The sequence below is a fragment of the Enterobacter sp. SLBN-59 genome (assembly GCF_024807915.1).
GTDB classification, from domain to species: domain Bacteria; phylum Pseudomonadota; class Gammaproteobacteria; order Enterobacterales; family Enterobacteriaceae; genus Enterobacter; species Enterobacter asburiae_B.
Genome location: NZ_JANUFI010000001.1, coordinates 970796 through 983638, shown reverse-complemented (window position 1 = coordinate 983638; position 12843 = coordinate 970796). Strand labels below are relative to the sequence as shown.

General features: G+C 51.1%; 12 protein-coding genes. 3 read left to right on the top strand and 9 right to left on the bottom strand.

The window, feature by feature from the left end; all coding sequences use genetic code 11:
• Positions 1 to 7 precede the first annotated feature (7 nt).
• The 4 genes from osmX to M2422_RS04545 form a co-directional block, all read right to left on the bottom strand.
• On the bottom strand, positions 8 to 907 hold the full coding sequence (gene osmX / locus M2422_RS04560; protein ID WP_064672398.1) for an osmoprotectant ABC transporter substrate-binding protein OsmX: 900 nt from the start codon (positions 905 to 907) through the stop codon (positions 8 to 10).
• A gap of 18 nt (positions 908 to 925) precedes the next feature.
• A complete protein-coding gene (osmY, locus tag M2422_RS04555) occupies positions 926 to 1636 on the bottom strand; it encodes an osmoprotectant ABC transporter permease OsmY (protein WP_064672399.1) in 711 nt (236 codons plus the stop codon).
• Positions 1637 to 1912: 276 nt separating this feature from the next.
• Complete coding sequence (locus M2422_RS04550) at positions 1913 to 2704, bottom strand: YoaK family protein (protein WP_074399119.1); 792 nt, start codon at positions 2702 to 2704, stop codon at positions 1913 to 1915.
• Positions 2705 to 2805: 101 nt separating this feature from the next.
• Entirely contained in the window at positions 2806 to 3429 is a 624-nt protein-coding gene (locus tag M2422_RS04545; protein ID WP_064672400.1) for a glutathione S-transferase family protein, read from the bottom strand.
• Between the two features lie 352 nt (positions 3430 to 3781).
• On the opposite strand from M2422_RS04545, the gene M2422_RS04540 reads away from it, so the two are divergent.
• Positions 3782 to 4411, top strand: coding sequence for a hypothetical protein (locus M2422_RS04540; protein ID WP_259140103.1), 630 nt, complete (start codon positions 3782 to 3784; stop codon positions 4409 to 4411).
• 14 nt (positions 4412 to 4425) lie between these two features.
• Positions 4426 to 5037, top strand: coding sequence for a helix-turn-helix transcriptional regulator (locus tag M2422_RS04535; protein ID WP_081273700.1), 612 nt, complete (start codon positions 4426 to 4428; stop codon positions 5035 to 5037).
• Positions 5038 to 5125: 88 nt separating this feature from the next.
• Here M2422_RS04535 and M2422_RS04530 read toward each other — a convergent pair whose 3' ends face one another.
• The 5 genes from M2422_RS04530 to M2422_RS04510 form a co-directional block, all read right to left on the bottom strand.
• Entirely contained in the window at positions 5126 to 5734 is a 609-nt protein-coding gene (locus M2422_RS04530; RefSeq protein ID WP_050595278.1) for a helix-turn-helix domain-containing protein, read from the bottom strand.
• Positions 5735 to 5960: 226 nt separating this feature from the next.
• Positions 5961 to 6605 (bottom strand): molecular chaperone, encoded by a 645-nt coding sequence (locus M2422_RS04525; protein WP_196767422.1) that lies wholly within the window; start codon positions 6603 to 6605, stop codon positions 5961 to 5963.
• A gap of 415 nt (positions 6606 to 7020) precedes the next feature.
• Positions 7021 to 8928: an autotransporter outer membrane beta-barrel domain-containing protein gene (locus M2422_RS04520; RefSeq protein WP_259140102.1), complete on the bottom strand. Its 1908-nt coding sequence runs from the start codon at positions 8926 to 8928 to the stop codon at positions 7021 to 7023.
• Between the two features lie 1658 nt (positions 8929 to 10586).
• Positions 10587 to 10904, bottom strand: a complete 318-nt coding sequence (locus M2422_RS04515) for a YebG family protein (RefSeq protein WP_064672404.1) — start codon at positions 10902 to 10904, stop codon at positions 10587 to 10589.
• Positions 10905 to 10974: 70 nt separating this feature from the next.
• The gene (locus tag M2422_RS04510) at positions 10975 to 11328 is read right to left on the bottom strand and encodes a helix-turn-helix domain-containing protein (RefSeq protein WP_064672405.1); all 354 of its coding nucleotides are present in this window, start codon (positions 11326 to 11328) and stop codon (positions 10975 to 10977) included.
• Positions 11329 to 11664: 336 nt separating this feature from the next.
• On the opposite strand from M2422_RS04510, the gene M2422_RS04505 reads away from it, so the two are divergent.
• Positions 11665 to 12840, top strand: coding sequence for an efflux RND transporter periplasmic adaptor subunit (locus M2422_RS04505; RefSeq protein ID WP_023335530.1), 1176 nt, complete (start codon positions 11665 to 11667; stop codon positions 12838 to 12840).
• Positions 12841 to 12843 lie beyond the last annotated feature (3 nt).

Genomic DNA, 12843 nt, shown 5'->3' with positions numbered 1-12843 from the left:
GCGCCTCCTACAGCAGCTGTTTGCTACGCAGGAAATCGCGGGCGACCTGCTGCGGTGACTGATGGTCGATATCCACCTTCTTGTTCAGCTCGGTGATAACGTCGTTGTTGAGCTGCGCCGAGAGGGTGTTGAGCGCCTCTTCCAGACCGGGGTTGGCCTCCAGCGTGTCCTTACGCACCACCGGCGTCACCGCGTAGCTCGGGAAGAAGCCTTTATCGTCTTCCAGCACCTTGAGGTCGAAGCCTTTCACGCGCCCGTCGGTGGTGTAAATCAGGCCGGCGTCAACGAAGCCGTCGCGCACCGCGTTATAGACCAGACCGGGGTCCATCTGACGGATTTGCGGGCGGTCCAGATCCATCTTGTAGGCTGCCTGCAGCGGCTTCATGCCGTCGCTGCGCCCGGCAAATTCCAGGTCTAATCCCAGCAGCCAGTTTTTGTCCGGGTTGGTTTTACGGATCTGCTCAATCTTCGCCACCATCTCTGACATGGTGTTGATGTGTTCCGCCTCGGCGCGCTTGCGCTGCATGGCGAAAGCGTAGGTGTTGTTCATATCGGCGGGCTTGAGCCAGACCAGACCGTGCTTTGCGTCCAGGCGTTTCACCGTCTCGTAAGACTCCTGCGGCGACATGCGCTGGTTGATATGGTTAAAGATAATCAAGGACGTGCCGGTGTACTCCCAGGTCATGTCAATCTGCTTGTTGATCATCGCGTTGCGGGAGATCACCGTGGCAATGTTGGTTTGCGGCTGGACCTGAAAACCTTTCTTATGCAGGTACTGCACGGTCATCGCCGAGAGAATATGCTGCTCGGTAAAGCTCTTGGTCGCCAGAATCAGCGGGGCCGCCATCGCCTGGCTGGTGAACAGCGCCGCGGCACACAGCGCCGTCAGGCCGGAAAACAGTCTCATAGAAGCTCCTTGTTATAGTTATCGAGCGAGATGGGGACTCATTACGCGACCCAGCGCCGCCAGCAGGGTATCGAGGATCAGGGCGAACAGGGCGGTGGCCGCCGCGCCGAGGATCAGGGTCGGGAAATCGTTCAGGTAGATACCGGGGAAAATCAGCTCGCCGTAGCTGCTGGCCCCAATCAGGAACGCCAGCGGCGCGGTACCGACGTTAATGGCGGTGGCGATGCGGATCCCCGAGAGCATGACCGGCCAGGCGGCTGGCAGCTCAACCTGACGCAGAAGCTGCCATTTGGTCATCCCGATGCCGTTTGCCGCTTCCAGCAGCGACGGCGGTACCGAGCACAGCCCGGCGTAGGTATTGCGCACGATTGGCAGCAGCGAGGCGAGGAACAGGGCGATGATGGCGGGCGTATCGCCAATGCCAATCACCACCATCGCCAGCGCCAGTACGGCCAGCGGCGGGAGCGTGTTGCCGACGTTAAAAATTTGCATCACATATTCGGCGATACCCCGCGCGGCCGGGCGGCTCAGCAGAATGCCGGCTGGAATACCGACCAGCAGGGCAAAAAGCATCGATGAGAAAACCAGAATCATGTGCTGTTGCCCGAGATAAACCAGGTCAACCTGGCGCGCCCTTATCGTTTCCAGCCCGATGCCCCAGACGAGGAGGGCGAGGACCACGATAATGGCGCCGACAAACAGCAGCGAACGTTTGAGTAATGGGTGCATTGCGGTGTGTCTCCCTGTGCGCATGCGTTATAGCAACCACCGGTTGCCTGTTGTTATGCCATGTTTCGGCAGGGGTATTTCACCTATAGCAAGCGTTTGGGAAGGGTTCCAGCGAAGGGGTAAAATCAGTAACCCTATGAAAACAGTGACAACCTTGGGTTAGGCCTTATGGCATAAGGGCTGATTGAGGGTCAGACAGAATAGTCCTAAAGCGAATTTTTAGATGTGACGGTGTCACATCTAAGGAGCTCATACGCCGGATATCGGTCATTAACTTCAGAGAGAGGCACGAACCCGTCGAACCCGCGTCGAGACGGTGATAATTGAAACGATAGCGACCACGGCGAGCATCAACCCGAGTGCCAGCATGGCGTTAACCCCGATCCATCTGAACAGCAGCAGCCCCGCGATACCGCCCGAAATAAACGAGAAAAGGGTGGTTAAGTGGGTTGTCAGCTGGCTTTTTTGCGCCGCCGTATCTTTGGAGTAATCCCTGCGCAGCATCGCCACCAGTACCGAGGCCAGGGATATCCCCGCGTCCGTCAGCGTGCCGGTAATGTGCGTTGATCTCACCCGCCCGCCGGAAAGCTGCGTGGAGGTGGAGTTATGAATGCCCATTAGTCCGCACAGAAAAAGAATAATCACGCGGTTGCTGGTGAGGGCATGAAAATACATCTCGTAGAAGGAGACGCCGGTCAGTAATAACCCTTCGACAAACAGGATCTGGCAAAAAACCAGCCTGACGTTATGAATAATGCCCCATATCACAATCATGCGCGCAATAATGGCGCCTGCGACAAAAGAGAGAATAATCGAGCCGAAGAAAATCATATCGCTCAGATCGGTGGAAGAGACTTCGCTCGATAACTGTGAGGTGTTGCCGGTCATGTGTGAGGGGAAAAAACCAAATGCCCCGAGAGCGATGGCATTCAGCAAACCTGCCGAGGTCGCCAGCCAGAGAGCAAGCCGGCGATCCTCCTTATGCGTTCGTTCTTTCTTGAGTCTAATCAGCAAGAATACCTCCAGATTGAGCTTTGCCTGAATATTCAGGCTAGCAAAGCGGCGCATCGGGCTGTCCAGGATATGGCTTAATTATTATTCCCTCTGACGACTTTCAGGGTTTAGTAATTAATTAAAATATCCTTACTCAAAATGGGGTCGAGAATACTTTAAATCATGCCGTTATTTCCGTGACGCAAAAACGCCGGTCGCTGGTTAAGGCGTTCAAACCAGGCCTCGATCGCGGGCACGTCGGGCTTATCAAAGGGCGTCATTTTCCAGCGATTCACCGACAGCCCAAGCACCACGTCCGCAAGGGTAAACGTCTCGCCCGCCGCAAAGGCGCCGGTGCGCTGCAGCTGGATTTCCAGGATGGTGATGCAGTGGTTCCACTCTTTTATTCCCGCCGCAATACGTTCAGGATCGTTAAAGTCCGGGTTTTTACGCCCCAGCGCCGGGAAGACATAGCGCCAGGCGTTGTTAAATTCGGTCGCCTGCCAGTCCATCCAACGCTCGACGTTGGCGCAGGCCTGCGGTTCTGCGGGCAGCAGATCGTGACGTCCGGCCTTGCGCGCCAGGTAACGGCAGATGGCGTTGGATTCCCACAGCACGAAATCGTCATCGATCAGCACCGGCACCATGGCGTTGGGATTCAGCGCGCGGAAGGCCTCCGTTTCCGTTGAGGCAAAACCGCTGCCGTAATCTTCCTGTAGATATTCGAGGCCTGCTTCTTCGCAGGTCCAGAGCACTTTACGCACGTTGATGGAAGTGGTTTTGCCGAGGATGGTGATCATTGCGCAGGTGTCCTTTAGAGGATTGAATTGTCTAAAAACAATACACCAGTTGCTCGGGGAAGGTTGGGGCAAATTTTGGTGGGATGTACAGTCTTACCCAATCGACCACTTCCGGCGATGCCGATCTTTTTGCCGTCGCTGACAACTGCCCCGCGCTCATACCGCAGGAGTTGTCGATGGTACCAAACCAGCGACCATCGTTTTCCTGCCAAAAAATATAAATCCCGCGCAGGGAATTCCAAAAAATGATTTCTGTGCAATTGACATCCTTTATTGGACACAAAACCGCTCCAATATTTCCGCATATTTATCTAATATCAATCTATATGGAATTATATTTATAAATGATACGATGTTACAGCAAAAAATAACAGAAATTATACTTTATGAACCTCGGCCACTGTTTCGCAATGCGGCTAAAAACAGCATCCAGGCCGTCAATGGCTCTCTGTTAGTGATTGAACAAGACGCTCTCATAGAGGAGGTGTCTCCTTTTAATGATCAAACGTCTTTATTCGCTGCAGGCGTTAGTGGTGCCGGTGAAGAAATATATTCTCTATTACGGATAATTCATCATCTGATAATGCAGGGAAAAGAAATTATCGTCTGGGTCGCAAAACGGGATGTCCTGCTTATCAGACTGATGTACGAGCTTGGTGTACAGACGCTTCTCTGCGAAAATTATTTGGATGAAGAACTCGCTAAGCGTATTTTATCCAAAAATTTCAGTTCAGGATATTTACCTTTACGCTCCCCGCTAATAAATAACATGAATAGAAAAAATAGGCTCACACACTCTGAACTGAATATTCTTATCGACTGCGCCCGAGGTCTGAGTGCCTATGAGATCGCCAGTCTGCGCCATATGGGATATAAAACGGTCTTCACCCATAAACAAAACATCCGGTTACGTCTGAGCCTGCAAAAGTCAGCCAGTTGGCTGGATCTGCTTAACCGTTTGGATCAGATTTATTCAGTCTGAACATCTGGAGAACTATGTTTACTTTTACTGTTTGTTCCCGTGTGGTTCATCCGACTCTAATGAGCGGGTTTATATCCAGCCTGAAGGCTTTTCGCGAACAAAACCCTGACTGGAAATATGAACTTACACGGCAGGATAACGCGCATCTGACTTTGCTTGATTTTACCGCATATGACACGCTTACTGATATCTCCTCCGCGGAGTACGAAAGTCTCTGCCGGTCAGGTGAAGGAACTGCTCTGGTTATGCTCTCTGCATGTCAGGAGAAGCTGGCACATCAGCTCATGAGGTCATACCGGTGTTCACTGCTTTGTGTGGATGAACGTCTGCTTGAACTGCGTGAGCTAATAAAACACAGTATGAAAAAACAACGTTATATCAGTGCTCACTTCCTGCGACTGCAGGAGCAGGAAAATAATATAACCGACGGTATGATATTTACCGATGCAGAAAAAAAGGTACTTATTGGCCTGAAAAGCGGTAAAACCGGGATTGAATTATCACGTGAAATGTTTCGAAGTCAGAAAACGATCAGTACCCATAAGCGAAAGATTATGTTTAAGCTGGGGGTCAAGAATGATCTGCAACTGCGCAAAGCGATACAAAAGCTCCAGCCGCCGCTGTGATGCGGCAGCTGTTCTTACGTCAGGTAATTTATCCCCCGGTATTCTTTTTCAGATATAACGGCCCTGTGTTAATTATCCGTTAAAGCGTTTAATATTTTTCAGGCAGTTTATTAATTTTTATCAGAATACCTCGATTGATCTCAATATAACCACCGATACGCAAATCGCCCAGTATTTTCATAACACGACTGCGTGAAAGTCGGGTTTTTTCGAGAATATAATCACTGACGTTGACATGACCACTCAGCGCTTCATCTTCATTCATCAGGGCAATCAAATTCAGTCGTATCAACTCATAGGTGGAGAGCCCGACGGATGAGTAGTGGGCGACCAGCAGTTGCCGGACGGCATACATATAACAGTATGCGGCCTCTTTCCATAATCCCTTCGTACTGATGACGTCAAGCATCTCTTTTGTGGGCAGGATCTCATAGCTAACATTTCTGTAGGCCTTTATAAAAATGTCGGCGTTGGTGTCAATTAATTCGTTCATGCCAGTAATCATTGGGGCTTTGATGTATTTGATTAGAAGCCGATCGCTGCTTCGGTATATCGCAACGACTCCCTCATGCAGGATAAACGTTACTGGCTCGGTTTTTTTCTCCAGCGAAATGAGCTGGCGTGGCTTACCACTCTGGATCCGCCTGGTGTCAGAGGCTGCCTCGATCAGGGTATTGAAATGTGTTTCAGGTTTCATACTTATGGCTACCAAAAAAATTATAATTGTTAATGTATGATAGAAGAGTTTGTTGAAAAGATGATAAAAATTCCGAATCAGAACGTATCGATACAATCAGTCAGGAGGTTGATAAGGCTCTGAACAGAATATGGGGTTGGAGGATTAGCTTCATCTGGACATCCTTGTGAGAAAAAACAAACATGAAACCGCCTTCCGATAGCGGTTTTGCGTACGCAGCTCGTCCTCAGTTGTATGCAAATGACATGGTAATAACAGGACTGATTGTACCGGGTATGTTGCCAGAGGCCATACTCAAAGTATGTGTATGGATTTTAAACGTCGGCGTGCCAACTGCTGAGGCAGTATCGATAATCCCTGTTTTCCCGCCGCTGTAGGCCTCATAAGAAAGTCCTTCAAACCGCTCGCCTGTAACATGCCACTTGAGTTTATCGCTCTGTTTTTCAACGTGGGCATCTTTTAGCGCGTCAGCGCGATAGATGGGTTTGATACTGGTCGCGGCGGCAATCTGTAGCGTCTTATTTTCCTTAGACGCAAACGGAATCGCCTTGACGCGAAGCCAGTACATCGACTCTTTATCCTGGGAAAGCGTGCCTGCAATAACAAGGCGCTTTAGGTTCTCTTTACCGCCTTCCTGGTGACAGAAGGGAAGAATGATGAGGTGCGGGGATTTGTGCACGTCGTTGTTAAGATTTTTCACTACCGCCTCAATTAAATACGGTGCACTGAATGGGTTGCGCACGATTACTGAAACTTCTTTTTTTGCTGCTTTATCTAAAAAACGGGTGCCGCGGAAATTGACAGTGTCGGAGGTATTATGAATGAGGGCAATTGCAACGCAGCCAGTTAATATAGGTAATGTGGCTTTCAATCCTGACTCCACAATAATTAATTGAAACAAACTCCGTAATATTATTATCTGGAGCTCCTTGCAGATCTTAAAAGATGATACTGGCGAAGATAAAAAAAGTCTTTTTTTGTAAGTCCTTAAAAGGATTGTGTTCTAATTGTTACATCAGATAAAATTTCTTTATTTGTCCACTATTATCATAAAACCGTGTTTATGAACCAACCTGATGTATCTGCAGGCAGGGCTCTTTGGTTGCTGGATTGCAATGGGTTTCTGAGGTGAGGGCGGCAGGGGCGGGGGGGAAAGCTGACTGCGCAGAAACGCGTTACCTTTTGTGCCATGCTAAAGCCTTTGTAATATGAAGTTATCCTTGCAGGCTTTTCGTAAAAAAAAACCGGGCATAACATTATGCCCGGTTTTCGCTCCTGTCATTAAATTACCAGGTGTAGCTGACACCGGCATTCAGCTGCCATGGAGACTCGTAGTGATCCTGACCTTTGGCATAGTTCGCCCCGGCCCATCCGCTCAGGTTTTTGCTGAGCTTCACATCCGCGCCCAGGCCAACGATGCCGCGTGAACCGTCGGTGCTGTCGTTGATTTTTTCGCCGTTGATGTCCATGGTGTTGCTGTTCTCGGTTTCACCCGCAACGGCCAGATGCACATACGGACGGACCTCGGTGCCATTGTTCAGCGCCATCGCCGTACCGACATTCACACCGCCTTCCAGACCCAGTGAGGTGCTGCCGTCATCTTTCGTGTGCAGGCCATTTTTCAGCTTGTAGTCGACGCTGTTATAGCGGGCATAAGAAATCTGGGCATAAGGTTCGATATACCAGGCATTAAACTGCTTGTGGTAGCCCGTTTTGAAAGCTCCGCCGAAGCCATTGTTGTTATAGTCGCCGGTGGTATGACCGCCGTCCAGAGACGTCACGCTGATGTCGTTTTTCAGGTGCGTACCCTTGATGCTGGCATCAAAGAACAGACCGTTGTTCAGGCGCAGTGAGGTATACAGTGAAGCGCCGTAGCTGTCGACATCTGTGCCTGCACTGCCGCCGTCATGCATGTTCACATCCGAATACCCGCGGGTGGCGGCAAAACCGAACAGCAGGTTGCCCGGAGCGATATCGACACGCTTGTCGGCACCTAACATAAAGCCGTTGTTGGTCTGATCGTAGGCAGAACTGGTCTGCTCGACCTGCTGACGGTGGTAGCCGCCGTAGTAGCTGCCCCAGGCGTTCACCGTGCCGTCGCTGCTGCCGGTGAGGCGCTCGTTATCCAGACGGCGGTTCAGCACATCCAGTTCGTCGCTCCAGATGCTCATCGCTGCCGCACGGGTATTCACCACAGCCTGCGCGGCGGTTGAGAGCGTGCGCGAGTCCGGGTTCGGGTTCGGGTTCGGGTTCGGGCCAGGGGCCGGTTCTGGCGTCGGTTCTGGCGTCGGTTCTGGCGTCGGTTCTGGCGTAATGTTATCGAGGATCACGCTGGTTGACCCGTCTGCGTTAGCCACGCTGCGTGATTCGTAACGGTAAACCCCGACATCGCTTTGCATGGAGTTGAAGGTCGCACCGGAACCGTCCGTCACCTGCACAATGGTGTTGCCGGTCATATCGCCCGCTGCACCGCTGGAGCTGGAGGTGACGCCGGCATTGAAGCTGCCGGTGGCCTTGTCGGCGGTAAGCACATAGGCTGAACCGGTTTCCGCGTTATACGTGGAGTAAATGGTGGACGCTGTCGGGCTGGCTGCCGCCAGCAGCGTGGTCGGTGCGGTGTCGGAAAGATTTGCGGTGTGGATATTCCCGCCGTCCATCACGATGGTGCTGCCACCGGTCAGGCTGATGGCATCAACATCCGTGGCCGCGTTGTTGATCCAGGTTGAGCCGTTGCTGATATCCAGCGCCAGCGCGCCGGTACCGGTTTTCCCGGCGCTACCGTTCCAGGTTGAGCTGTCGATGTTCACCGACTGGTCAGCACCTGAAGAGGTGGTGATGGCGCCGGAAAGGGTAGAACCGCTGAAACCGACCGTATCCACTGCGCTGGTACCGGAAATCTTCAGCAGATTGGTTTTGCCGGTCACCGTGGAGTCTTTCACGCTAACGGTGGAGCCTATGGTATTCCCTTTAAGGATAATGGCGCTATCACCTTCTATAGTTGACCCTGCGCTTGAATTTAACGTGTAACCGCCACTCAGAGCAACACCATTGCCGGTCGAGGAGCTTACCGAGGAGCTATCAATATTGATGATATTATTTTCATTGCTGGCATCATCAGTGTAGATCCCATAATTAACACCGTTTACTGTTGTGCCATTAGACAGCGTTACGTTGGTATTTTTACTACCGTACATTACAAGGCCTTCATTACCACTATTTACAGTAGTGTTAGAAATGTTGTAAGTATCTCCGTTATTTCCTATCAATCTTAATCCAGTCTTAGCCGCAGAAATGGTTGAGTCCGCAATATCTATTGCGCCGGAATAACCACTACTGGTCATGATGCCTTGACCGTCCGATTTAATCGTGCTGTTAGTTATATGGACAAGGCTACTCCCTTCGCTAATGTATACTGCTTTGTCATCATTACTGCCACCATTAGCCTCAATCAAGGAATTAGAGATATCAACATTACTGCCACTTTTACCCGATGTTTCCCAGACATAGACACCGAATCCCCCACCCTTGATGGTTGAGTTTTCAACCTTCAGATTCGCGTTAGCCTGACCATTAACATTATTACGGACGACTAAACCGGTTTCCACGCCTTCTACATACGCATTGTCCGTGACGTTAACCGTAGCCCCTATGGAGTTGGCAACAACTATACCAATTTTTCCACCAGAAATAGTGGTCCCTGCGCCGCTGACATTCAGTGTTGCGCCTTTCGTAGGATCTGTAAGATTAATGGTTACACCATTTTTATCCGGGGTATTACTTATTTTGCTACCGCCATTGATATTGGCAGTGACACCAGCAGTGTCTATCAGCACGCCATCAGTAACATTTTGACCGGTAACATCGGTATCGGCACTGATGGTTTGTGCAGATGCGCAGGAACCCCAGGAATAAAGGGCGCCTAAAATAACAATATTAATTGCCTTGATTTTTGGTTTAAAAGTATTTGGAGACTGCTGTTTTGCGTTTGCCATAATGCACCATAGATAATATTTCGCCATAAAAATGGCACCGATATATTGCGGCGAGCAATATTAATTGCGGCCAACTAAAAAGTTGACAAATTTTACTTACAATTAAAAAGAAACACTCAGAAAAAAAGTCCACTTTAGTACTTTTTCCCCTAAAAGGTCAGGTGATTGTTACAAGCGACTGATAGGGTTGTCGTTTTTTTGACGTTATTACCCTGGGTTTATCCAGGTAACAGGATTGCACTCTAATGCGAAAGTGATGTTAAATTTTTTTTAATAAAAAGAAAGTAAAAAGAAAAAAGTTGCTCAGAATAAACTGATTAGCATCTATTATTACAGAGCGCATAACAGGATCTATTATTAACCCGGACAGCTGCGATAGAGCTGATTTGGCACCTAACGCGCTAAACGCCGGGCGCTCTCATTAAGCGATTGAACACACAGTGCAAAGTGGGCAGCAGTAGAAAAAATGTCTGCTTTGAACGAAAAGTTGACGTGTAAGCTGGCGTCCTGTCCTCTCGGGAGAGACGGGATGCAGAGCGCGTCGCCATGCCCTGTGGTAGAGGTATTCTCGCCCTGGCCGAGCGGGTGGGGTTTCATATTCCGGTTTTGTCCTCACCCGCCATCCCGTTTTAGCGTGTTACAGGGCTGAGACGAGGTTTATGAAGAGGCAATTTTTGAATCACAGATCCTGATGATTTTCGCCTTCATTTCCTGGCGCACGTCATCTCCTTATTTATGTTCTGAATATGAAACAATGACATCGTTACCCTCAACCAGCAGCGGAACCCTGCAGACAGCTAAAAAAGCCGTAAGCAGTTATCTGCTTACGGCGCCGGGATCGGAGATGATTTTTCTGACAATCAGGCCGCTTTCACGGCCCTGATTTTTTTCATGTCAGCCGCATCGGATTCTGTTTTATCCGTTGCAGCTGGCGCATTGAGATCGGGAAGCTTGCTGGTACGCAGAATATGCTGCACCGTCTCTTTCTGCTCGGCGAGATACAGGCCAAGATTTTCAGCCTGCGTTTCATCCATCTGCATTCCGCTTTGCAACAGCCAGTCGGTGAACGCGTCTGCCATATCGAGCAGCTTGTCGTGAGCGTCAGCCTCTTTCTTACTGGCAAATGTCATTTTCTCTTCACCTTTTCTTACGACAACAAATTTTGTTTCAACAGCCATCGTGCACCTCGCTATACTGTATTTATATACAGTATAGCAGCTACCGATCGACGTTGCAGCAAAATATGCATCACTGGCAAAGCTGCTGCGATTCCGGGCGCCCCATACTCCGCCGCCACGCCCCGGGCGCCTGACCATACTGACGCTTAAAGCTGCGGTTGAAGGACTGCTGGGAGTCGAAGCCCAGCGCGATCGCCACGTTCAGAATCGGTTCATCGCTGCGCGTTAAGCGCTCAACCGATTTTTGCAGCTTTTGCGCGCGGATATACCCGGCGAGGGGATAGCCCGTATGCTCTTTGAACAGGCGCTGGAGGTGCCATTTTGAGTAGCCGGATCGCCTGGCAACGGACTCAATGTCCAGACGGCTATCCAGGTTGTTGTCGATCCAGTCGAGTAAATCATGCATAAATGCGCCAGTGTTCATCTGGTTACCCCCACGCGGCCTGTCAAAAGGTATCTTTATCTGTTGCATTAAAAGGTGGCGCGTTTTTGTATTAATTGCAAGTTTTATTGTTGCATTTAAATCCCTGACCGTAACGGGTCTTTTCACATCCGCTCAAATAGCACATAAAGTGCAACAATTATTCTTGCACTTAGTTAAGCGCCTTCCTACAATCGCCGCGATAGTGTATTCGCAACTGTTACAGTTTTGTGGCGATGAACGACACAAATGGCCTTAAGACAGCCACCGGACAAAGGAAGTGGCGCAGTGCCTCCTGCTGCGTCTTGCCCGGCGGCGACAATTACCGGAATAAAAATAATGAGCCTGCAAAAAACCTGGGGTAACTTTCATCTGAACGCGCTGGGGGTCATGTTGCTCTCCGTGCTGCTCGTCGGATGCGACAACAGCGTCGCGCAAAACGCCGCGCCGCCTGCGCCCGCCGTCAGCGCTGCTGACGTGGTGGTGAAATCCATTAGCCAGTGGGATAGCTTTAACGGCCGGATTGAAGCGGTGGAGAGCGTTCAGCTCCGTCCGCGCGTGTCCGGCTACATTGATAAAGTGAATTACACCGACGGCCAGGAAGTGAAGAAGGGTGAGGTGCTGTTCACGATTGATGACCGAACCTATCGCGCGGCGCTGGAACAGGCGCAGGCGAACCTGGCGAGAGCTAAAACGCAGGCCAGCCTGGCGCAAAGTGAGGCTAACCGTACCGATAAGCTGGTCAATACTAACGTTGTTTCCCGTGAAGAGTGGGAGCAGCGTCGTTCGGCCGCCACTCAGGCGCAGGCTGATATTCGTGCCGCGCAGGCGGCAGTGGACGCCGCGCAGCTCAACCTGGACTTCACCAAAGTCACCGCGCCTATCGACGGTCGCGCCAGCCGGGCGCTGATCACCAGCGGCAACCTGGTGACAGCGGGCGACACCGCCAGCGTTCTTACCACTCTGGTCTCGCAGAAGACGGTTTACGTCTACTTTGACGTGGACGAGTCGACCTACCTTCACTACCAGAATCTGGCCCGCAGCGGGCAGGGGGCGTCCAGCAATCACACGGCGCTTCCGGTTGAGATTGGCCTGACGGGCGAGGAGGGCTATCCCCATCAGGGCAAGGTGGACTTCCTTGATAATCAGCTGACGCCGAGTACCGGCACCATCCGCATGCGCGCGCTGCTGGATAACGCCCAGCGTCAGTTCACGCCGGGACTTTTTGCCCGCGTCCGCCTGCCGGGCAGCGCGGAGTTCAAAGCCACGCTTATCGACGACAAAGCGGTGCTGACCGATCAGGATCGTAAGTACGTTTATATCGTCGATAAAGAGGGGAAAGCGCAGCGCCGTGACATTACGCCGGGCCGTCTGGCAGACGGTTTACGCATCGTGCGGCAGGGGCTGAACCCTGGCGATAAAGTCATCGTCGAGGGTTTACAAAAAGTGTTTATGCCGGGTATGCCGGTTAACGCGAAAACCGTTGCCATGACCGCCACCAGCGCCCTCAACTGATCC